This window comes from Halocynthiibacter styelae (assembly GCF_016123485.1).
Classification (GTDB): domain Bacteria; phylum Pseudomonadota; class Alphaproteobacteria; order Rhodobacterales; family Rhodobacteraceae; genus Halocynthiibacter; species Halocynthiibacter styelae.
Genome location: NZ_JADCKQ010000002.1, coordinates 146,936 through 167,464 on the forward strand (window position 1 = coordinate 146,936; position 20,529 = coordinate 167,464).

The 20,529-nt window shown below is 55.4% G+C and carries 19 protein-coding genes and 1 tRNA gene; 16 read left to right on the forward strand and 4 right to left on the reverse strand.

Annotated features, from left to right (window positions below; genetic code table 11):
• Positions 1 to 461 precede the first annotated feature (461 nt).
• Positions 462 to 551, reverse strand: a tRNA-Ser gene (locus H1D41_RS02930).
• 320 nt (positions 552 to 871) lie between these two features.
• Here H1D41_RS02930 and H1D41_RS02935 point away from each other — a divergent pair.
• From H1D41_RS02935 to H1D41_RS02970, 8 genes are all read left to right on the forward strand, one after another.
• Positions 872 to 1,663, forward strand: a complete 792-nt coding sequence (locus H1D41_RS02935) for an SPOR domain-containing protein (RefSeq protein ID WP_228847506.1) — start codon at positions 872 to 874, stop codon at positions 1,661 to 1,663.
• Between the two features lie 14 nt (positions 1,664 to 1,677).
• Positions 1,678 to 2,880 carry a D-alanyl-D-alanine carboxypeptidase family protein gene (locus H1D41_RS02940; RefSeq protein WP_228847507.1) on the forward strand — a complete coding sequence of 401 codons (1,203 nt, stop codon included), beginning with the start codon at positions 1,678 to 1,680 and terminating at the stop codon, positions 2,878 to 2,880.
• Positions 2,881 to 2,943: 63 nt separating this feature from the next.
• Positions 2,944 to 3,567 (forward strand): dTMP kinase, encoded by a 624-nt coding sequence (gene tmk, locus H1D41_RS02945; protein WP_228847508.1) that lies wholly within the window; start codon positions 2,944 to 2,946, stop codon positions 3,565 to 3,567.
• Positions 3,564 to 4,709, forward strand: coding sequence for a DNA polymerase III subunit delta' (locus tag H1D41_RS02950; RefSeq protein ID WP_228847509.1), 1,146 nt, complete (start codon positions 3,564 to 3,566; stop codon positions 4,707 to 4,709). The genes tmk and H1D41_RS02950 overlap by 4 nt, the downstream gene beginning before the upstream one ends.
• Positions 4,710 to 4,712: 3 nt before the next feature.
• Complete coding sequence (locus H1D41_RS02955; RefSeq protein ID WP_228847510.1) at positions 4,713 to 5,519, forward strand: TatD family hydrolase; 807 nt, start codon at positions 4,713 to 4,715, stop codon at positions 5,517 to 5,519.
• Positions 5,519 to 6,340 carry an MBL fold metallo-hydrolase gene (locus H1D41_RS02960; protein ID WP_228847511.1) on the forward strand — a complete coding sequence of 274 codons (822 nt, stop codon included), beginning with the start codon at positions 5,519 to 5,521 and terminating at the stop codon, positions 6,338 to 6,340. The genes H1D41_RS02955 and H1D41_RS02960 overlap by 1 nt, the downstream gene beginning before the upstream one ends.
• Complete coding sequence (locus H1D41_RS02965) at positions 6,340 to 7,266, forward strand: AEC family transporter (protein WP_228847512.1); 927 nt, start codon at positions 6,340 to 6,342, stop codon at positions 7,264 to 7,266. The genes H1D41_RS02960 and H1D41_RS02965 overlap by 1 nt, the downstream gene beginning before the upstream one ends.
• Positions 7,267 to 7,345: 79 nt before the next feature.
• Complete coding sequence (locus H1D41_RS02970) at positions 7,346 to 7,657, forward strand: type II toxin-antitoxin system Phd/YefM family antitoxin (protein ID WP_228847513.1); 312 nt, start codon at positions 7,346 to 7,348, stop codon at positions 7,655 to 7,657.
• A 139-nt stretch (positions 7,658 to 7,796) separates the two neighbouring features.
• On the opposite strand, the gene H1D41_RS02975 is transcribed toward H1D41_RS02970, so the two are convergent.
• Both H1D41_RS02975 and lepA read right to left on the reverse strand, forming a co-directional pair.
• On the reverse strand, positions 7,797 to 8,489 hold the full coding sequence (locus H1D41_RS02975; protein WP_228847514.1) for a hypothetical protein: 693 nt from the start codon (positions 8,487 to 8,489) through the stop codon (positions 7,797 to 7,799).
• Positions 8,490 to 8,728: 239 nt separating this feature from the next.
• Positions 8,729 to 10,528, reverse strand: coding sequence for a translation elongation factor 4 (lepA, locus tag H1D41_RS02980; protein ID WP_228847515.1), 1,800 nt, complete (start codon positions 10,526 to 10,528; stop codon positions 8,729 to 8,731).
• Between the two features lie 720 nt (positions 10,529 to 11,248).
• On the opposite strand from lepA, the gene H1D41_RS02985 reads away from it, so the two are divergent.
• Both H1D41_RS02985 and H1D41_RS02990 read left to right on the forward strand, forming a co-directional pair.
• The gene (locus tag H1D41_RS02985) at positions 11,249 to 11,923 is read left to right on the forward strand and encodes a hypothetical protein (RefSeq protein WP_228847516.1); all 675 of its coding nucleotides are present in this window, start codon (positions 11,249 to 11,251) and stop codon (positions 11,921 to 11,923) included.
• Positions 11,924 to 12,012: 89 nt separating this feature from the next.
• Entirely contained in the window at positions 12,013 to 12,198 is a 186-nt protein-coding gene (locus tag H1D41_RS02990; RefSeq protein WP_107496351.1) for a CTP synthetase, read from the forward strand.
• A 2-nt stretch (positions 12,199 to 12,200) separates the two neighbouring features.
• On the opposite strand, the gene H1D41_RS02995 is transcribed toward H1D41_RS02990, so the two are convergent.
• The gene (locus H1D41_RS02995; protein ID WP_228847766.1) at positions 12,201 to 12,968 is read right to left on the reverse strand and encodes an alpha/beta fold hydrolase; all 768 of its coding nucleotides are present in this window, start codon (positions 12,966 to 12,968) and stop codon (positions 12,201 to 12,203) included.
• An 88-nt stretch (positions 12,969 to 13,056) separates the two neighbouring features.
• Here H1D41_RS02995 and H1D41_RS03000 point away from each other — a divergent pair, with 88 nt between their 5' ends.
• The 6 genes from H1D41_RS03000 (at position 13,057) to H1D41_RS03025 (ending at position 20,528) form a co-directional block, all read left to right on the forward strand.
• Complete coding sequence (locus H1D41_RS03000; RefSeq protein WP_228847517.1) at positions 13,057 to 13,428, forward strand: hypothetical protein; 372 nt, start codon at positions 13,057 to 13,059, stop codon at positions 13,426 to 13,428.
• 103 nt (positions 13,429 to 13,531) lie between these two features.
• Entirely contained in the window at positions 13,532 to 15,193 is a 1,662-nt protein-coding gene (locus tag H1D41_RS03005) for a U32 family peptidase C-terminal domain-containing protein (RefSeq protein ID WP_228847518.1), read from the forward strand.
• A 203-nt stretch (positions 15,194 to 15,396) separates the two neighbouring features.
• Positions 15,397 to 16,833: a type II and III secretion system protein family protein gene (locus H1D41_RS03010; protein WP_228847519.1), complete on the forward strand. Its 1,437-nt coding sequence runs from the start codon at positions 15,397 to 15,399 to the stop codon at positions 16,831 to 16,833.
• A 5-nt stretch (positions 16,834 to 16,838) separates the two neighbouring features.
• A complete protein-coding gene (locus H1D41_RS03015; protein ID WP_228847520.1) occupies positions 16,839 to 17,510 on the forward strand; it encodes an OmpA family protein in 672 nt (223 codons plus the stop codon).
• A gap of 310 nt (positions 17,511 to 17,820) precedes the next feature.
• Positions 17,821 to 19,077 carry an AAA family ATPase gene (locus tag H1D41_RS03020; RefSeq protein ID WP_228847521.1) on the forward strand — a complete coding sequence of 419 codons (1,257 nt, stop codon included), beginning with the start codon at positions 17,821 to 17,823 and terminating at the stop codon, positions 19,075 to 19,077.
• 14 nt (positions 19,078 to 19,091) lie between these two features.
• A complete protein-coding gene (locus H1D41_RS03025; RefSeq protein ID WP_228847522.1) occupies positions 19,092 to 20,528 on the forward strand; it encodes a CpaF family protein in 1,437 nt (478 codons plus the stop codon).
• The last annotated feature ends 1 nt before the right edge of the window (position 20,529 follow it).

A 20,529-nucleotide genomic window follows, 5' to 3' on the forward strand; every position in this document is an offset into this window, starting at 1 on the left:
ACCTGGCGATTGCTTAAGTGCTTTTTAGGCAAAAGAGATAAGTTCAAAAATACAACTTTCTTTGCGCTCCGGCTGCGATTCCGCTGAATACAGTTCAGACAAATGCTCTTTAATCCGCATCCAATCGTAAACTTTCGGTCTCCCACACCTGTTTTTTGTAACATATGACTCTGGCCGGAAGTAAAAAACATACCAAACCTTTCAACTTTCTGAGGTTCCCCGACATGAAACAGAAGTTCCCTGTATTTCAGAAGATCACTTGTTCGAACCCGCATATACAGCATAGAACTTGTGCCATCGCTGTTTCAGCCATCCTTGTCGAACCTCAAGTATGCTCAAGAGGATAAAGTCATATATGTCCGGGCATTGGGTCGGCGTGTGTGGTAAACGTGTATGGAAGTCAGTTGAGTAATGCAAAAAGTATAAATACTATCAATAATTTACAGCGATGCCATTGAAAATGGCGGAGGAACAGGGATTCGAACCCTGGGAGGGCGTTAACCCTCGTCGGTTTTCAAGACCGGTGCATTCGACCACTCTGCCACTCCTCCGACACGGCAGGTTTTAGCTTCCTCTGACGGGGACTGCAAGGGGGAAAAACGCCGGTTTATGCATGGTTTTCTTCTCAGGCTTTTCAACTTGATCGGCCATAGCTAATAATGTCTGAAAATCAGACTGTTTCTGAAGTAAAAAGTAACTTATCAGTAAATTGCAGGTTCCACCCAGGGGATCCCGGTGGCGTTTACAGGCAGTTGCGCCGCCAGTCAGGGATCAGGGAAAATGAGGGCAAGAGATGACGGGCAATAATAAAATATATTTTTCAAAAGCTTCCGCTTTAATTCTAAGCAGCACGCTGCTGTTAAGCGCATGTATGGAAGGTGACGGGTTTAATCCGTTCAAACCACGTGACACGGCTGAGACAGAACAGGCAACGCAGGCCGCTGTCACCCGTACGGTTGAACGTGATGTTGAAGCACCTGATGTTTTTCAGAAATCTGATCGCGGTCTTTGGGATGGGCGGCCGTCCCTTGGCGGCGTCTGGATCGCACATGAAGATGTCTCCGAACCTGAACGCGTGATCATCCGGAATGAAGCAGACGGGAAATTCGTGGTTGGCGCGCTTTTCCGCCGTGAACGCCTGACCCCCGGCCCTGAATTCCAGGTGTCCTCTGCTGCGGCTGAAGCGCTTGGGATGCTCGCAGGTCAGCCGGCAAATCTGCAGGTGACCGCACTGCGTCGTGAAGAAATCGTCGAGACAACAGAACCTGCGCCGGGTGATTTGGCTATTCCCGAGGCTGAAGAAATCGAAGAAACCACACTGGACCCGATCGCTGCGGCTGCGGCTGCGATTGACGGCGCGGGTGACACCGCCGCGGTAACAACTTCTGCACCGGTTGCAGAGGTACCGGCCACCGCTGCTGCCTCGTCGCTTAGCAAACCTTATATCCAGATCGGGATCTTCAGCGTCGAAGCAAATGCAGACAGCACTGCCGCCTCTATGCGGGACGCCGGGGTTTCTGCCGATGTCCGCACTCTGACATCCAACGGGCGCGAATTCTGGCGTGTCGTTGTCGGGCCTTCTGCAACGTCTTCTGACCGTGCAGCCTTGCTGAACAAAGTCAAAGAGATGGGCTTTGCTGACGCCTATTTCGTCACCCGCTGATCCGGAGGTATCTTATGCCAAGACGTTTTTCCGCCCTGATCCGCAGCGCACGCACCCTGCTGATTGCTGGCCTGGCCTTGTCCGCAACGACGATCAGCGGCCTGGCACAATCAGCCTCTACCCTTGACACCCGCGCCACTGCGGCCTGGATCTATGATGTGAAAACCGACACGGTACTGTTTGAAAAACAGGCCGATGTCGCCCTGCCCCCGGCATCTATGTCTAAGCTGATGACCCTGAATATGCTGTTCGAAGCATTGCGCGACAACCGCGTGACGCTTGATACACGTTTCAGCGTGTCTGCCCGGTCTGCCGGGATGGGCGGGTCTACCATGTTCCTGAATGAACGGGATCGTCCGACCGTCGAAGAACTGATCCAGGGCATCGTGGTCATGTCCGGCAATGACGCCTGCGTGGCGGTTGCCGAAGGCCTGGGTGGCACGGAAGATGGCTTTGCCCGCATGATGAATGAACGTGCCAAAGCCATTGGCATGACCAATTCCATGTTTGCCAATGCGTCCGGCTGGCCAAATCCCGGCCAGCGCATGAGCATGCGTGATCTGGGCACCCTCGCCCGTCGTCTGATCACCGAATTCCCCGAATATTACGGCTATTTCGGTCAGCGCGAATTTGCTTTTGATGGCCGCGCACCGGACAACCGCTTTAACCGCAACCCTCTGCTGCGCCTGAACATCGGAGCAGACGGCCTGAAAACCGGCCACACCAATGAGGCCGGCTATGGCCTTGTCGGATCCGCCGTTCAGGGCACCCGTCGTATCATCTTTGTCATCACAGGCCTGCAGTCTGAACGCGAACGCGCAGAAGAATCCGAAGCCGTGGTCAATTGGGCTTTCCGCCAGTTCCGTGAACAGGCCCTGCTGAGCGAAGGCCAGGAAGTGACACGTGCCGATGTCTGGCTGGGCGCGGAACGCTCTGTCGGCCTTGTGGCCGCTTCTGACACCAGCGTACTGATCCCGGCCATTCAGTCTGCGGATCAGGTTGAGGCCGAGGTATCCTATCGCGGCCCGCTTCAGGCGCCGCTGTCTGCCGGGGAACAGGTTGCCGATCTGATCGTGCGCCGCAATGGCCTGCCTGATGCGGTAATCCCATTGGTGGCAGAACGTGACATCCCCCAGGGAGGCGTGCTTGTGCGCCTTCAGGCTGCGGCCAGCGTCCTGTTGAACCGCTTCCTCGCCCCCGAAGCCCCCGCCGGGTAATTCACCCGCCGGCAGCGCCCGCTTCCACTGGTCAGGCGCTGCATTCCCCTGTATGGATCAGGTATGAACACAGGCATTTTCATCAGTTTCGAAGGCATCGATGGTTCGGGCAAATCGACCCAGGCCAAACGTCTTGCCGCAACTCTGCGTGACCTCGGCCATGAGGTCGTCCACACCCGCGAACCCGGCGGTTCCGTCGGAGCGGAAGAAATCCGGTCACTGGTGCTGGAAGGCGACCCGGATCGCTGGTCCCCGGAAAGCGAAATTCTGCTGTTTACCGCCGCACGTCGCGACCATCTGGAAAAGACAATTACCCCCGCGATTGAGGCCGGGAAGATTGTGATCTGTGATCGTTTCGCTGACAGCACCCGCATGTATCAGGGCATTTCCCGGGGTGACCTGCGGGCTGTGGTCGACCAGTTGCACAGCCTGATGATCGGACGCGAACCAGATCTGACCGTGATCGTTGACATGGACCCTGCCGTGGGCCTGTCCCGCGCTTTGTCCCGCCAGACGTCCGAGGAACGTTTTGAAGGCTTCGGCGAAGATCTACAGACGAAAATGCGCGCGGGCTTCCTTGAGCTGGCCCGGGAATTCCCCGAGCGCTGCGAAATCATCAACGGTGCCCAGGATATGGATGCGGTGGCCGCTGACATCCTTACCGTCGTCAAGGCGCGCCTGTCATGAGGGATAACAGCATCCCCGAAGCAGATCGCGTCGAAGGTGCCCCGCATCCGCGTGAAACCCAGATGCTGTATGGTCAGACCAAAGCCGAGCAGGAATTCCTGACGGCGTTTAACGCCGGTCATCTGCACCACGCCTGGCTGATCACCGGCCCCCAGGGCATTGGCAAGGCGACGCTGGCCTGGCGCATGGCCCGGTTTCTGCTGACACAGCCCGCTAGGACTGAAGAAGGCGGCGGGTTGTTTGGCGAAGACCTTGCCCCTGCGACGCCGGAAAACCTCGACGTTGATGAATTCCATCCCGTCGCCGCGCGGATCACCGCCCTGTCCGAACCCCGCCTGAAGCTGTTGCGCCGGGCCTGGGACGACAAGAAAGACAAACATAAAACCGTCATCACCATTGACGAAGTGCGCGTGCTGAAAAACTTTCTCATGATGTCAGCTGCGGATGGCGGCCGTCGTGTGGTGATTGTCGACAGCGCGGATGAGATGAACACGTCTGCTTCTAACGCGCTTCTGAAACTGCTGGAAGAACCGCCCGCAGATGTGACGCTGCTTCTGATCTCGCATCAGCCCTCTGCCCTGCTGCCAACAATCCGGTCCCGCTGTCAGACATTGCGTCTGCACCCACTGAATCCTGCTGATATGGCCCAGGCCCTGTCTGCAACCGGCACCGAAATCCCCGCCAGCACCGAAGCCCTGGCCACCCTTGCTGTTGGCTCTGCCGGAACGGCCCTGCGTCTTCTGAACCTGGGCGGCATGGAAGCCTACCACAATATCGTCAGCCTGTTCGGCACCTGCCCGAATATTGATCGCCAGGCCCTGCTGCGGCTGGCTGAAAGTGCGGCGGGTGTGAAAAACGTCGATCATTTTGATCTGCTTCTGCGCCTGCTTGATTTCTTCATCGCCCGCCTGGCCCGCGCCGGCGTTGCTGGCGCCCCCCCGCATGAGGCCTGCAATGGCGAAGCACAAACACTTACCCGCCTGTCCCCCAATCCGCTTGCCGGACGTGCCTGGGCGGAAGCCCAACAAGACCTTGGCACACGCGCCCGCCACGGCAAAGCTGTGAACCTTGACCCGGCCGCATTGCTGCTTGATATGGGTCTGAAAATTGACGCCATCGCCGCCAAACATGCCACGAGATAGACCATGACTGACGCCCCCACCATTACCGACAGCCACTGCCACCTGGACTTCCCTGATTTTGCGGAAGAACTGCCCGATGTGATTGCCCGCGCACAACAAGCCGGCATTCAGCGCATGGTCACGATCTGCACCAAAATGAAGAACGTCGATCAGGTCAAAGCGATCTCTGAACGCTTTGACCCGGTCTATTGGGCCGCCGGCACCCACCCGATGAGCGCTGCTGAGGAACCTTTGGTTTCTGTCGAAGAACTGGTCGCGCTGGCTGCGCACCCGAAATTCGTTGGCATTGGCGAAACCGGGCTTGACTATCACTACACGGCTGAAAGCAAAACGATCCAGCAGGAAAGCCTGTTGATCCACATTGAGGCCGCCCGTCAGACCAAACTGCCCCTGATCATTCACGCCCGCGCGGCGGATGAAGATATGGCACGTATCCTGTCAGACGAGCACGCCAAAGGCGCGTATGACTGCGTGATGCATTGCTATTGCTCTGGTCCGGAACTGGCCAAAACCGCAACCGATCTGGGGTTTTATCTGTCGATGTCCGGCATCGCGACTTTCAAAAACAGCCAGGAAGTCCGCGATATTTTCGCAGCCGCCCCTGTGGATCGTGTGCTGCTTGAAACAGACGCACCTTACCTTGCGCCGACACCCTTCCGTGGCAAGAGAAATGAACCTGCCTATACCGCCCACACGGGCCGCCTGGGGGCAGAGGTATTCGGTATGGAATACGCCGATTTCGCCGCACAGACAGAGGCAAACTTTGAATGCCTTTTCACCCGAGCGATCGCAACCCGCGAGGCCGCATAATGGCGGAGTTGCGCTTCACCCTGCTTGGCACCGGATCATCGGGCGGCGTTCCACGCCTGTCCGACAAACCCGGTGGCGAATGGGGGCGGTGCGACCCGGACAATCCGAAAAACCGCCGCCGCCGCTGTTCCATGCTGGTGGAACGCGTGACGGACAGCGGCACAACACGTGTGCTGATTGATGCCTCGCCCGATCTGCGCGAACAGCTGCTGTCTGCCGGTGTTGGGACGCTCGACGGTGTGATTTTCACCCATGCCCATGCGGACCATATCCACGGCATCGATGACCTGCGTGTCATTGTTTACAACCTGAAACAACGCCTGCCTGTCTGGGCCGATCAGACCACGACAGATCAGCTGCTTGAGAAGTTCTCTTACGTCTTTGTACAGCCCGAAGGATCCTCTTACCCGCCGATCCTGGATCTCAACCTGATCAATGGCCCTGTGACCGTTACCGGCGCAGGTGGTGCGATCACTTTCACACCTTTCCTTGTCGCCCATGGCCGGATCGACGCACTTGGCTTCCGCATTGGCAATCTCGCCTACCTGCCCGATGTCTCCGAGATGTACCCTGAAGCCTGGGAACATGTGCAGGACCTTGATATCTGGGTGCTGGACTGTCTGCGTCGAGATCCGCATCCGACCCATATCCATATGGAAAAATCCCTGGAATGGATCGAAAAGATGCAGCCAAAACAAGCAGTTCTGACCAATATGCATATTGATCTGGACCACGCGACGGTCGAGGCCGAAACCCCCAATCACATACGCGCCGCCTATGACGGAATGGTGCTGACCCTGCCCGATCCGGACGGCCAATAATGCAGGCCCTGCTCGACGTCATCTTACCGGTTTTTCTGGTCGTCGGGTTTGGCTATGTCGCGGTCTGGCGCGGGTTGTTTTCACCAGAAGGCGTGCAGGGGCTGATGAAGTTCACCCAGCAATTCGCCATTCCCTGTCTGCTGTTTCGCGCCATTTCCACACTGGATCTGGGCCAGCAGTTTGAACCGGGGTTGCTAATTTCCTATTACGGCGCATCCGGTGCGGGATTTGTCGCGGGGCTTCTGGGCGCGCGTTATATCTTCGGGCGCGACTGGGAGGACAGCGTTGTCATTGGGTTTGCCTGCATGTTTGCCAATACGGTTCTGCTGGGTTTGCCGATTACGGAACGCGCTTTTGGCGAGGCGGCGCTGGCCCCGAATTACATGATCATCGCCTTCAACGCGCCGTTTTGTTACGGGGTTGGTGTGACCGCGATGGAGATCGTACGCAATCGTGGTGGCGGCGGGATCACGACGCTGAAAGCGATCCTGAACGCGATGTTCCGCAATGCGCTCGTGATCGCTATCGCATTGGGATTCCTTGTGAATTTCACGGGCAGTACCCTGCCATTGGCCCTTACAGATGCGATTGAACTGATGATCCGTGCTGCCCTGCCCGCCGCCCTGTTCGGGCTGGGGGGCGTGCTTGTGCAGTACAAACCCGAAGGCGATATGCGGGCGATCCTTTTTGTCTGTGCAGTGTCGCTGTTCATGCATCCGGCGCTCGCCTGGGGCATAGGGCAAGCCTTTGATTTGCAATCAGATATGTTCCGATCCCTTATCCTGACAAGCGCCATGGCACCGGGCATAAATGCCTATGTTTTCGCCTCTATCTACGGACGCGCGCAACGGGTTGCGGCATCTTCTGTGTTACTGTCGACCGCCGCCTGTGTGCTGACCGCCTGGATGTGGTTGTCCCTGCTCTGAGGTCGGAGAACTCAGGAAATCTTTAAAGTTTTTACAGAGGCTGAGGGGCGAAGTTTAAACTTTGTAAGGGGGAAACCACGTGCAGGTTACCGTAACTGATTTACGCCCAGAACTGACCCGCTGCCTGGGCCATGTGGAATATGGCGACGGTCATGTGAAGATCACACGCCACGGCAAGCTGGTGGGGGTGATTGTGCCGCCGATGGAATGGAAACGGATGTTTGAAGCGATGGAGGATGAAACCTCGGGTGAGGTGAACCCCGAAACCGGTCGCCGCCCGGGGGCCGGCCTGATCCGCAGCTGGGTACCGTCTGATTTTATCCGCGTGCGCCGCAACAATCAGCCTCCACCCAAAGGCCGCGCCCGGAACTGGGGGTGGCATTGGGATTGAGGCCTGGTGAACAGGCGCGATGATAGTGTGAGGTTTGCGGAGGGCAGCGCGATCCTGGGTGGGTGCGAAGCGCCCTCCCGTGGGGAGGGTCAGGCGCTGCCCGTGCGTTGCACGGGCAAAGAACAAACTTTCACCGTGGTTAGAGTGAGTTACCACGGCTCTCAATTAGGTCTGCCAAAGTCATAAAGACAAAATCGTGATAGCTGAATTCAATATTCAAGACCTGAAAAAGCACTAAAATCAAAAGCAATACCCCGGCACCAAACCCTAAAATAACAGTAACCAGAAAAACCGGAAACCACTGTCCTTGAATGATTATTGCCTTTTCGATACTTCTGTTCTCGGCGGCAAGTATCGCTTCAACCTTCTCCTCTTTGGTTTGGTAGTCTCCAACCAGCGCATTTCCCATTAACCTTGCACTAAACGCATTGTGAAGCGAGATCTTAAGCGTCCAATACACAAAAAGTATCAGCGAAAGCCCTAGAAGCACAGCTACGAGCGCAGCATCCCATGGATGTAACTGGTCATTTATAAAGCCCCAAATTGCAAAGAATCCTGCATACCCAAAAGAAATAATTATATTATTGTAAGCAGCAGATTTATCAAACAAAGTGCCATGCATAGCAATTAGGCGCTGCTCAATGGTGTCTTGTAACTGATGCTCTATATGCTCTTGGAAATCGTATTTTTGTTGAATTTGTTGAGCTTCGTATATCCTTCGTGCAAACCTTTCTTCAGAAATTTCATGAGCCAAAGTATCCAAGCCTAATAAACGCAAATATTCGGTCAGTTCGGCAATCCGCCTATCTTCGGCAGAGTTATCAACGTCCATGAAAACCTCGTATAATTGCTTTGACCAACGCAGCTATGCAACCACGGATGGAAAATAACATCAACAAGGTTTCACCCAGTACCCGGCCGCGGGTGGGGGTGAAGCCCCCGCCCAGGGGGGGCGGACGGGGGCTGTCTGGCCTTTGGCCAGACATGGGGCCAGACTCAACCTTCCTGACAAAGAAAAACCCCGGCGCAGGGGCCGGGGTCTGAAATCTGTGTCTGGCCGTCAAAGCCGGATCAGTCGTCCATTTTAAGGGCGTTGATGAAGGCCTCTTGCGGGATATCAACGCGACCAAACTGACGCATCTTCTTCTTACCCTTTTTCTGCTTGTCCAGAAGCTTCCGCTTCCGGGACGCATCACCACCGTAACATTTCGCGGTCACGTCTTTGCGCATGGCAGACAGGGTTTCACGGGCGATCACCTTGCCACCAATCGCCGCCTGGATCGGGATTTTAAACATGTGGCGCGGGATCAGATCCTTGAGCTTTTCGACCATGGCGCGGCCACGCATCTCGGCCCGGTCACGGTGCACCATGGTGGAGAGCGCATCCACCGGTTCATCATTCACCAGCACAGACATTTTCACCAGGTTGTCCTGGCGATATTCGGTCATGACATAATCGAAGCTGGCGTAACCTTTTGTTACGGATTTCAGGCGATCATAGAAGTCAAACACCACCTCGTTCAGGGGCAGATCATAAACAACCATGGCGCGCGAACCGGCATAGGTCAGGTTTTCCTGGATGCCACGACGGTCCTGGCAGAGTTTCAGCACGTCACCCAGGTATTCATCAGGCACAAGGATGGTCGCTTTGATGCGCGGTTCTTCCAGGTGATCGACAAGCGTCAGGTCGGGCATGTCTGCGGGGTTGTGCAGTTCGATCATCGTGCCGTCGCGCATATGCACGTGGTAGATAACGGAAGGCGCGGTGGTGATCAGATCGATGTCATATTCGCGCTCAATCCGGTCGCGGATGACCTCAAGGTGCAGCAGGCCCAGGAAGCCACAGCGGAAGCCAAAACCAAGTGCCGCGGATGTTTCCATCTCATAGCTGAAGGAGGCGTCATTGAGGGCGAGTTTTTCGATCGAGTCCCGCAGGTCTTCGAATTCGGCGGTGTCGACGGGGAAGAGGCCACAGAACACAACGGGCTGGGCGGGTTTGAAACCATCCAGCACTTCGGTTGTGCCTTTTTTCTCATGCGTAATGGTGTCGCCCACACGGGTGTCACGCACCTGTTTGATTGACGCGGTCAGGAAGCCAAGTTCGCCCGGGCCAAGCTCATCGATGCTTTCCATCTGCGGGCGGAACACGCCGATGCGGTCCACCGGGTAAACAGCGTTGGTGGACATCATGCGGATGCGTTCGCCCTTTTTCAGCTTACCATCAATGATGCGGATCAGAACGATCACGCCGAGATAGGCGTCATACCAGCTGTCGACCAGCATGGCTTTCAGCGGCGCGTCAGCATCGCCTTTGGGGGCGGGCAGTTCATTGACGATGGCTTCCAGCGTTTCGCGGATGCCCTGGCCGGTTTTTGCAGACACCTGAATGGCGCCGGTGGCCTCAATGCCAATCACATCTTCGATCTGTTCCGCCACGCGTTCACAATCAGACGCCGGCAGGTCGATCTTATTCAGAATCGGTACGATTTCATGGTCGGCTTCCATGGCGTGATAGACGTTCGCAAGCGTCTGTGCTTCGACCCCTTGCGAGCTATCCACCACCAGGAGTGAGCCTTCAACCGCACGCATGGAACGGGAGACTTCATAAGCGAAATCGACGTGGCCGGGGGTGTCGATGAGGTTCAGAACATAATCTTCCCCATCCTCCGCCGTATAGTCGATACGCACAGTGTTGGCCTTGATGGTGATGCCACGCTCGCGCTCAATATCCATCGAGTCGAGCATCTGTTCCTTCATATCGCGATCGGCAACGGTATTCGTTTCCTGGATCAGGCGATCAGCCAGAGTGGATTTGCCGTGGTCGATATGCGCCACGATGGAGAAATTGCGGATTTTGCTCAGCTCAGTCATACTGTGCGTATTATAGGGATTTGAGGATTGGTCAAGGTCGTTAGTCAGTGGTTTGGTTGAGATAAATCAAGGTAAGGCATAAAGGGCAACATGTCAGCGTTTTCAGAGATATTAGAAGAGCAATTCGACACGAAAGAAGTTGATCAGTGTATCCAGGCGGCGCTTCGTGCTGCACTTCGGGGCTATCCGGATGTCAACATCAGGGGAAATGTTGATCTGGGTCGGGAATATGTTTTCCCAATAAGCCGGGTGCTTCTCAGCGCGAATCTTGCCTACCACTTCCCTATAGAGACCATCCAGGACAGTGTCTCATCAGCATTAAACATGAAGGAAATCACCGGCCTTCTACAGGCAGAATCCGCGGCCGTTAAAGCGGCACAATCACTTCTGCTCATTTCGCGTGAGAGAGCGTGGGAAGCTGTTGAAGATGTGATCGCAAGCTTTGCAACAGAAACCGAGACAAACAAAAATTTATTTCCCGATATTAACAAGAATTTCAGCGTCGAAAGCTCCTATTTTGAAGCACAGGATTTAATGTCAATGCTAACAGTCAGAGACATTAATTTGCCAGAAAGAAAGGCCTTCGATAGCCCGTTATGGTTTGATGAACAAAACCCACGTTCTCAATTTCCCCCAAAAGTGAATATTCGCGAGTACCTTCACAATGACATTTTCTCCTTCTGGCGCGAATGGCATCAAGGTTTTCTCGATGGCAAACCCATGGATTGGGAGTTGCAGCGGCGGGTGGCGATGATCCCGGATGAGGACTGGGAGAAAGGGCCGGAGCATATTGCGCGGGTGATTGAAGAAATCCGGAGGGATTTTGACGGCACCACTGCCCCGGAACAGGAACGATTTGAGGAACTGGAACCCTCCTCTCTGGAACGCATACTGCGCGCGCCCACACTCTCCGCCGGACAGATTGAGGCCGCGGCGCAGGGTATTCGGGACGCCGAATGTCGCTATCTGAATGACACCGGTGCAAACCAACTGCCTGACCCATTTCAGGCATTGCCGGAAATTGCGGGTTCAATGGTCCGTGTCAGCCGCCAAATCCGACAACATGCCTCTGACCCGACGGTTGAAAACAGCCTGCGCCAGGAAATCGGGCGACTAAATGCCAGGGTGATTGAACTGGAACAGGAGGTAAACGCCCTGCGCAAAGCCCCTGCCCCGGTTTTTTTACCCGCCCTGAAAGAGCAGATCGGCAAAAGCCTGGGCGACTGGAAAATGTATGGTGCGATGTGTGGTGCGCTCTGGCTGATCTCAGGGGATGATCTTGGCATGCAGCAAAGGCTTGAGAACCTTGGTGCAGCCAGGACAGCTATTTTTGGAACTGAGGCGACGACATCCGATGTTCTACCAGATGAAACACCCGAAGTGATCGAAATCTGACATTGCAACCTGACCTGGATCAAAGATTGGCCGGGCGACTCGGGGTAATATTTGTGCAACTTCAAGGCTGCACAGGAAAGGTCTGCCCCATGTTACGCCTCGCATCTGCTTTATATTCCATCGTCGGCACCTCCATTGCGGGGGCCTGTGTCGTGGCCGTTCTGACCATGGGTTATGACACCATGATGCCCATCATTTATGCGGCGGCTGTCGGGGCCATCGTGGCCCTGCCCGTCACATGGCTGGTGACCAAAGCGATTCTTGAGCTGAAGTAAGCTTACGCGTCCAGAAACACACGCACGGCGGCCTCGAATTCGCGGGGCTTGTCGGCGTGCAGCCAATGCCCTGCTCCCGGGATCTTTGCGAAACGGGCGGCGGGGAAATGGGTTTTGATCAGCGGGCGGTGTTCCGGGCGCACGTAATCGGATGTGGCACCGGACAGAAAGAAAACCGGCCCGTCAAAGATCTGATCGCCCAGCGCCGGGAAGCCGATCACTGCATTCATATGCGCCCGCAGGGCTGCGTGGTTCAGACGCCAGGCTTTGGGATCCGCGCGTAAATCCAGCGATTGCAGCAGAAACGCCCGTACGCCGGCTTCGGGCACGGTGTTTGCAAGGGCTGTGTCCGCCTCCTGGCGGGACGTGATCGTGGCAAGGTCCAGCGCCTCCATCGCGTCAATCAGCGGGGTCTGCGTGTGGCCATAGCCCACAGGCGCGATATCGGCGACGATCAGTTTGCGCATAAGGTCAGGCCAGGTCAGCGCCAGCATCATCGCCGCCTTGCCGCCCATGGAATGCCCCAGCACATCGGCCTGCCCGCCCACAGTGCGAATGACCTCAGCCAGATCCGCTGCCATATCTTCATAGGTATGGCTGTTGCCAAAATCACTCTGACCATGGTTGCGCATATCCACCGCAATCACATGGCGTGTATCCGCCAGACGTTTGGCAATAACCCCCCAATTGCGGGCGGATCCGAAAAGGCCATGGGCAATCAACAGCGGCGTGCCGCCATGTTCTGTGCCGTATTCAACATAGTTCAACATGAAGTTTATGTAACGCAGCGGGGTCAGGCTTTCCAGACGTTGTAATGCAATTTGCAAGCGCTTAGGTTTCAGCAACGGGAGGCTGCAGATGACTCCATCTGAGATTGAAGATAAAGCTGAAGAAATTTTTGACGCGCTCGGGCGCAGTTTTCGCCTGCGCGGAAGCAGTTTGTCAGCACGTGTGCGCAAAGCCGGGCGGCTGTTGCCACGCCACCTGCGGCGTGATCTGAAATATATGTGTGACGCGCAGGAGCTGGCGGCGAACCCGCGGCTGGCGAAACTTGTGGATATGAAACGGATTGAACGCACCCATCGCAATGCGTTGCGCTGGCTTGCGGATGTGGATCCGGGGGCACGGGCGCGGGATCTTCTGTGGGAAAGCGCCTGGCGGATCGGGCTTGTGATCCTCGTGGTCGGTGGCGGGCTGATCACGGTTCTGGCCTGGCGCGGGCTGATCTGAACCTGCCTGTGCGAACGTGTGAATTGGTCGCAGTTTGCGCCGTTCCCCTTCCTGCAGCTTACGGCTAAAACATCGCGTCCCTGATCCAAAATCGAGCCGTGATATGAGCCACGAAACAAACCCGCGAAAATCCGAATTGCTGATGCCCGCAGGCAACCTGCGCAAACTGAAACTTGCGATCCTTTACGGGGCGGATGCAGTTTATCTGGGCACGCCGGATATGTCTTTGCGCACAAAATCCGAGTTTTCCCTGGAAGAGGTGATTGAAGGCGTGAACTTCTGCCATGACCACGGCAAACGCGCTTATCTGACCCTGAACCTGTTCAGCCACAACAAAGACATCCCCAAGCTTGATGAATATATCGACACGGTGCGCAGGGTGAAGCCGGACGGGCTGATCATCGCGGATCCGGGTGTGTTTCAATATGTGCGCGAACGTGCACCGGAACTGCCCCTGCATATTTCGACACAGGCCAATATCTGTTCCTGGCTGTCCGTGCAGTTCTGGGAAAAACAGGGCGCGGAACTTGTGGTGCTGGCGCGCGAGGTGTCCTACCCCGAGCTTGCGGAAATCCGTGAGAAATGCCCTGACATTAAACTGGAAGCCTTCGTGCATGGCGCCATGTGCATGACCTATTCCGGCCGGTGCCTGCTGTCGAACTTCATGGCGGAACGCGGGGCGAACCAGGGCAATTGCGCCAATTCCTGTCGCTGGAACTATGGTGTGCGTATGCGCCTGAAGGATGGCACGGTGCAGGAACTGGATATCAATGACGATAATATTGATATGTTCGAATTCCTGCTGGAAGAAGGCTGCCGCCCCGGGGAACTGATGCCGATTGAGGAAGACGGGCGTGGATCCTATATCCTCAATTCCCGCGATCTCTGCATTATGCCGAAACTGGATGATTACCTGAAGATCGGTGTCGACAGTCTGAAGGTCGAAGGGCGCGGCAAGTCTGAATACTACTGTGCCGTGGTTGCCCGTGCCTATCGTATGGCGATTGATGACTATTATGCCGATCCGGAAAACTGGGATCCGAAACCCTATATGCGGGAACTCGAATCTGTCGGGAACCGGGGCTATACCCTGGCCTTCCACAATGGCCGCCTGAACAATCTGGCGCATGATTATGAACACACCGCATCGCTGTCGCAGTGGGAATATGCAGGCGTTGTGTCTGAAGTGACTGAGGATGCTTTCCTGGTTGAGGTCAAGAATCGATTTGCCGCCGGTGAGGTGCTTGAATTTATCTCGCCGATTTCACGTGAAACCGTGCTGTTGCGCATGTATGACTTTGAAGATGCCGCCACAGGCACGCGCAAAGAAATCGTCCAGGGTGGCACAAAAACCACGATCCGCATTCCGTTTACGCTGTTTGATCACGAGGACCTGGATCAGTTGAAAGCGCGTTTCCCGCAGTATTCCGTGCTGCGCAAAGAAAAAGCCCTGAGCGACGAACAATGGAATCGCATCCGCTTTGACAAACTGACGCAGGGGCTGGAAATTTCCGGCAAAGAGAATGCGAAAGCTTACGAGCGTCGTCGTGATGCCCTGGCGGATAGCATTGCAGAGGACAGCAATGAAAAGCGTTTCAAGACCAATCGTGTCGGCGTGGACGGGTGCTGTGGTAAGGGCTGCAATGGCTGTATGATCTTCTGGGAAGACGATAAATACGCCCTTGCCCGCAAGGTTTTGCTGAAGCGCAAACAGGGTGAACAGCTGACAAAAGCAGAAGCTGCAGAACTGAAACTGGACCTGTGATCTGCGGTTGAATGCAGTAGCCACACACCATCCAGGCGCAACACATCCCACACCCGCTATCCCCAGGCGGGTGTGTCTTCTTCCCCACATCTTTTCCCCGGCAATATGCAAAGATTGTTGCCAAAGCGTGTGTTATCCGCCATTGTTCGCCTAATAAGGGCAAAAATGCTCAGGCGAAGCAGTGATCGGAGAGGCAGGTCACAATGACACACTCACACTTCCTGAAAGCGGGACTGATAGGTCTTGCTGTTTCGTTAACCAGTATCAGTGCAGGTATCGCACAAAACAATCTCCCAACGACCTCCGGGTCAACCCTGCGTGTTGTGCAGGGGCAGTCTTCCGCAACTCTGCGTGTTCCAATGAACCGCGCTGTAGTGGTGGAAACACAGGGAGCTTTTTCAGACATCTCGATTGCCAACCCCGGCATTGCAGAGATTTCAACAATTAATGAACGTACAATTTACGTGCTGGGTAAGATCCCGGGCCGTACAACCCTGACCCTGCTGACAGCAGACGGGCAGTTGATGGCAAACGTTGATGTCCAGGTTTCCCCTGATATCGCAGAATTCAAGGAACGCCTGCAGCAGATCCTGCCAGGTGAACCGGTTGAAGTGCGCACCGCCAATGACGGTCTTGTGCTGTCCGGTGTGATATCTTCCATCGCCCGCCTTGATCGTGCACTTGATCTGGCGGAACGTTACGCTCCTGGCCGTGTATCCAACCTTATGAGTGTTGGCGGCACACAACAGGTCATGCTGAAAGTCCGCTTCGCGGAAATGCAGCGTTCTGTTACCAAAGCTCTGCGTGGTGGTTTGAATGTTCAGATCCCGGGCACAGATGGCAGCCTGACCTTCGGCGGCGGCGGCGGTAACATTTCCGGCTCCGGTTTTTCATCCCTTCCAGGTTCTCAGGGTGGCGCGATTGGCTCCATCGGCATCGGTGATGTTCAGCTTGCTGTTATGCTGCAAGCTCTGGAAAGCCGTGGTGTAATTCGCACACTGGCGGAACCGAACCTTGTGGCTTTGTCTGGCCAAGAAGCAAACTTCCTTGCTGGCGGTGAATTCCCGATCCCCGTATCACAGCGTGTTGATGAAACCGGCTTCACCCGGATTACTGTTGAGTTTAAGCCATTTGGTATCGAGCTTAGCTTTACCCCTCGCGTTGTGGATCAGGATGTGATCAATCTGGAACTCTCTGCTGCAGTAAGTGCACTGGATCCGTCCAACAGCTTCACCAGCGGCGGCCTCAGCATTCCGGCCTTCACACGTCGTGAAACCTCTACCACCGTAGAAATGCGCGATGGTGAAAGCTTTGCGATTGCAGGCCTTCTGCAGGACGACTTCCGCGATCTGAACTCTCAGGTGCCATGGTTGGGCGACATCCCGATTCTGGGTGCTCTGTTCCGGTCTGCTGATTATGAACGTGACCAATCCGAGCTTGTGATCGTGGTCACAGCACATCTGGTGACACCAACCCGCGGCGAAGCCCTGGCTCTGCCAACAGATCGGGTTCGTCCACCCACAGAAGCGGATTTGTTCCTGCGTGGCCGTGTGGCGTCTGAGGGCAATGCAGCTTCCGGTGCAGCGGCTGAAATTTCACGCCAGGATTTCTCTGGTTCCTATGGCTATGTGATGGAGTGAAGATCATGAAAATCACAACATCCCCCACCCGACTGAAATCCCTGATCCTTGTTGCTGGTCTTGCAGGTCTTACCGCCTGCGCACCAGGGGCAAACCTGCAGTTCTATAAAGAAGCCGGCAGCGTCCTTAATCGCGGCAACTTCGGCAACTCTAATATGAACAACCACCTGATTCAGACCGGCCAGCTTGACTATGCCGTCAACCTTGCCAACCGGTTTGAAGCAGAGGTGCCAAGCACAATCAACTTTGGCTTCAATGAGGCAACTCTTGATGCAGAGGCACGGCGCGTCCTGACACAACAGGCCAACTGGATCCGTCAGTTCCCTGAGATTCAGTTCCGCGTCTACGGCCATACTGACCTTGTAGGCGGGGACGCCTACAACCGTCGCCTTGGTCTGCGCCGGGCACAGGCAGTGGTTAACTTCTTTGTGGCACAGGGTATTTCCCGCAGCCGCCTGGAAGCCGTCAGTTCCCTGGGTGAATCCCAGCCACTGGTTCAGACACAGGATCGCGAACGCCGCAATCGCCGTACAGTGACAGGGGTTTCCGGCTTTGTGCAAAGCAACCCGGCAGTGTTGAACGGCAAATATGCCCAGATCGTCTGGCGTGAATACCTGACCAGCGCCGAGCCCGCTCGCGTAGTGGAAAGGGCCGATGCCGAAGGTCAGGGCGGCTGATACCTGCCGCATAGCATTCGGAAAAGCCGCGACAAAATATGTCGCGGCTTTTCTCATAGCTCATTCGCAAATATCATCGCAATTTGCTTCAATCTGACTATAATACAAACTTCGTATTTCGTTTTGTCGCCATATAATCGCCAATTTTCGATTATTAGCCGCAATGTTGCCCAGTTTACCCGCCAGAATAAGCCAGACGCCCGGTATTCCGCAGATTCGCGGACATTATTCAGTGTGTCAGCGGAATCAGTAATTTGCAGGCATTGCCCGAATATTAACCGGCAGCCTGTAACAGGAGATAATGAGGCAAATGTCGAGTAGCGCAATGTTGCAGCCTGAACCAGCTCCAATTGTGGCCTGTACCATCTCGCGGGATGTGCAGAACTTCGATCTTCTGATCGATGATATGGAAACCGAACTGGGCGAAAGCTGGGGTGATCTCAGCTTTGAGGATGCTGTTGCCTTCCTTGATCAGCCCGAAGCCAATCAGCTGGAATTTGTGGCGATTGCCATTGATGACCATGATGAAGAACGGCTGACAGATATCGGATCCCTGATCGGCATGGCCAATGAACGCGGGATCAAAGTGATCCTGATCGCGGAAGAAGTCAGCCCGATCGCCCTGCACCAGCTGCTGCGTATGGGTGCCGGCGATTTCATCCCCTACCCTCTGCCCGAAGGCGAACTGCACGCAGCCATCGAACGGTTGCGCCGCCCTGCCCCCGAGGCAACAGCAGATCATTCTGACGTCCCGGACGAACTGCGCACAACCATCAAAGCCACGGGTGACCGCAATGGCGTTGTGCTTCCCGTTCACGGGCTTGCCGGTGGCACAGGCGCAACCACGCTTGCCGTGAACCTGGCCTGGGAACTTGCGAACGTCGAAAAAGACACCCCACCCCGGGTCTGCCTGATCGATCTGGATCTGCAGTTCGGCACCACATCCACTTACCTTGATCTGCCCCGGCGCGATTCCGTCTATGAACTGTTGTCTGACACCGCATCCATGGACAATGACTCTTTCATGCAGGCGCTGCTGACTTTTGAAGACAAGCTGCATGTGCTGACGGCCCCTGCCGAGGTTCTGCCTCTGGATCTTATCGGGCCGGAAGACATCACGCGTCTGCTTGAAACCGCCCGCAGCAATTTCGACTATGTCGTCATTGATATGCCTTCCACCCTGGTGGCCTGGACGGAAACAGTTCTGCACCTGGCCCATGTCTATTTTGCGACCATGGAACTGGATATGCGGTCTGCACAGAACACCCTGCGGATGATCCGGGCGCTGAAATCTGAAGAACTGCCCTATGAAAAGCTGCGCTATGTACTGAACCGTGCGCCCAAGTTCACGGACCTCACCGGCAAAGGCCGGGTCAAACGGATGGCGGAAAGCCTTGATATCACCATCGAGCTGCAGCTTCCGGATGGCGGGAAACCCGTCACACAATCCGGGGATCACGGCCTGCCTCTGCAGGAAACAGCCGCGAAAAACCCGATGCGCAAAGAAATTCAGAAACTGGCTCAGTCCGTCCATGCAGTGAACCAGGTCGCTGAAACCGGACGGTAAAAGGATATTCAGCTATGTTTTCCAAATATAAAAAACCAGGACAGGTCGAACAGGCCCCCAAAACCCAGGCGGTAGATGCAACGGCATCCCCCGCACCGGAAACAGAACGCAAAGTCATCCGACGGGTAGAAGCCAGCAAAGTTGCGCAATCCCCGACACAGGACAAAGAAAAGAAACGCAAAGAGCGGCTGAGTGAAATCAAATCTCACCTGCACCAGGAACTTCTTGATAACCTGAACCTGTCAGCACTGGAAAACGCATCAGAATCTGACCTGCGCCAGGAAATCATCGCGATTGCGTCTGAAACCCTGGATGATCTGGGTGTGGTTCTGAACCGTGAAGAACGCAACACCCTGAACCAGGATCTGTTTGACGAAGTCACCGGTCTTGGCCCGCTGGAACCGCTTCTGAAAGATGATAGCGTCAACGATATTCTGGTGAACGGTCCGCAACAGATCTTTGTTGAACGCGATGGTAAACTGGAAATTTCCCCGATCACCTTTAAAGATGAACGCCACCTGTTGCGGATCATCGACAAAATCGTATCCGCGGTAGGACGTCGTGTTGATGAATCCAACCCTTATGTGGATGCCCGTCTTGCTGATGGTTCACGTTTCAACGCCATGGTGCCACCTGTTGCGGTGGATGGGTCTCTGGTTTCTATTCGTAAGTTTAAAAAAGACAAACTTGCGATTGATGACCTTGTGGGATTTGGTGCTTTCACCGAAGAAATGGCTGCCTATCTTCAGGCTGCGGTATCAACCCGACTGAACATCATTGTATCCGGCGGTACGGGTTCCGGTAAAACCACCACGCTGAACGCGCTGTCTTCTTTCATTGATAACGCCGAACGTATTCTGACGATCGAAGACACGGCGGAACTTCAGCTGCAGCAGACGCACGTGGGCCGGATGGAAAGCCGTCCACCCAACGTCGAAGGCAAAGGCGAAGTTTCCCCGCGCGACTGTCTGAAAAACGCCCTGCGGATGCGACCTGACCGCATTATCGTGGGGGAAACCAGGGGCGAAGAAGTTATCGATATGCTTCAGGCGATGAACACCGGTCACGACGGATCCATGACCACCATTCACGCCAACTCTGCCCGGGACGGTATTTCACGTCTTGAAAACATGATCGCCATGGCCGGGATCGAAATGCCCCTTAAGGCTGTGCGGAACCAGATCGCATCTGCGGTGAACCTGATTGTGCAGGCCTCGCGTCTGCAGGATGGGTCGCGGCGTATGACTTCCATCACCGAAATCACGGGCATGGAAGGGGATGTTATCTCGATGCAGGAAATCTTCCGCTATCAGCGTGTCGGCCTGACCCCTGACAATAAGATCATCGGCCATTTCACCGCCACCGGCGTGCGTTCGCATTTCTCTGAACGCTTCCGCATGTGGGGCTATGATCTGCCACCCTCTATCTTTGAGCCGATCGCGGCGGAGTAAC

Bases quoted from the DNA above. Each gene is read 5' to 3' on its own strand.
- H1D41_RS02935 (WP_228847506.1), top strand. From the start codon at position 872: ATGGAAGGTGACGGGTTTAATCCGTTCAAACCACGTGACACGGCTGAG.
- H1D41_RS02940 (WP_228847507.1), top strand. From the start codon at position 1,678: ATGCCAAGACGTTTTTCCGCCCTGATCCGCAGCGCACGCACCCTGCTG.
- tmk (WP_228847508.1), top strand. From the start codon at position 2,944: ATGAACACAGGCATTTTCATCAGTTTCGAAGGCATCGATGGTTCGGGC.
- H1D41_RS02950 (WP_228847509.1), top strand. From the start codon at position 3,564: ATGAGGGATAACAGCATCCCCGAAGCAGATCGCGTCGAAGGTGCCCCG.
- H1D41_RS02955 (WP_228847510.1), top strand. From the start codon at position 4,713: ATGACTGACGCCCCCACCATTACCGACAGCCACTGCCACCTGGACTTC.
- H1D41_RS02960 (WP_228847511.1), top strand. From the start codon at position 5,519: ATGGCGGAGTTGCGCTTCACCCTGCTTGGCACCGGATCATCGGGCGGC.
- H1D41_RS02965 (WP_228847512.1), top strand. From the start codon at position 6,340: ATGCAGGCCCTGCTCGACGTCATCTTACCGGTTTTTCTGGTCGTCGGG.
- H1D41_RS02975 (WP_228847514.1), bottom strand. From the start codon at position 8,489: ATGGACGTTGATAACTCTGCCGAAGATAGGCGGATTGCCGAACTGACC.
- lepA (WP_228847515.1), bottom strand. From the start codon at position 10,528: ATGACTGAGCTGAGCAAAATCCGCAATTTCTCCATCGTGGCGCATATC.
- H1D41_RS02985 (WP_228847516.1), top strand. From the start codon at position 11,249: ATGGATTGGGAGTTGCAGCGGCGGGTGGCGATGATCCCGGATGAGGAC.
- H1D41_RS02990 (WP_107496351.1), top strand. From the start codon at position 12,013: ATGTTACGCCTCGCATCTGCTTTATATTCCATCGTCGGCACCTCCATT.
- H1D41_RS02995 (WP_228847766.1), bottom strand. From the start codon at position 12,968: ATGTTGAACTATGTTGAATACGGCACAGAACATGGCGGCACGCCGCTG.
- H1D41_RS03000 (WP_228847517.1), top strand. From the start codon at position 13,057: ATGACTCCATCTGAGATTGAAGATAAAGCTGAAGAAATTTTTGACGCG.
- H1D41_RS03005 (WP_228847518.1), top strand. From the start codon at position 13,532: ATGAGCCACGAAACAAACCCGCGAAAATCCGAATTGCTGATGCCCGCA.
- H1D41_RS03010 (WP_228847519.1), top strand. From the start codon at position 15,397: ATGACACACTCACACTTCCTGAAAGCGGGACTGATAGGTCTTGCTGTT.
- H1D41_RS03015 (WP_228847520.1), top strand. From the start codon at position 16,839: ATGAAAATCACAACATCCCCCACCCGACTGAAATCCCTGATCCTTGTT.
- H1D41_RS03020 (WP_228847521.1), top strand. From the start codon at position 17,821: ATGTCGAGTAGCGCAATGTTGCAGCCTGAACCAGCTCCAATTGTGGCC.
- H1D41_RS03025 (WP_228847522.1), top strand. From the start codon at position 19,092: ATGTTTTCCAAATATAAAAAACCAGGACAGGTCGAACAGGCCCCCAAA.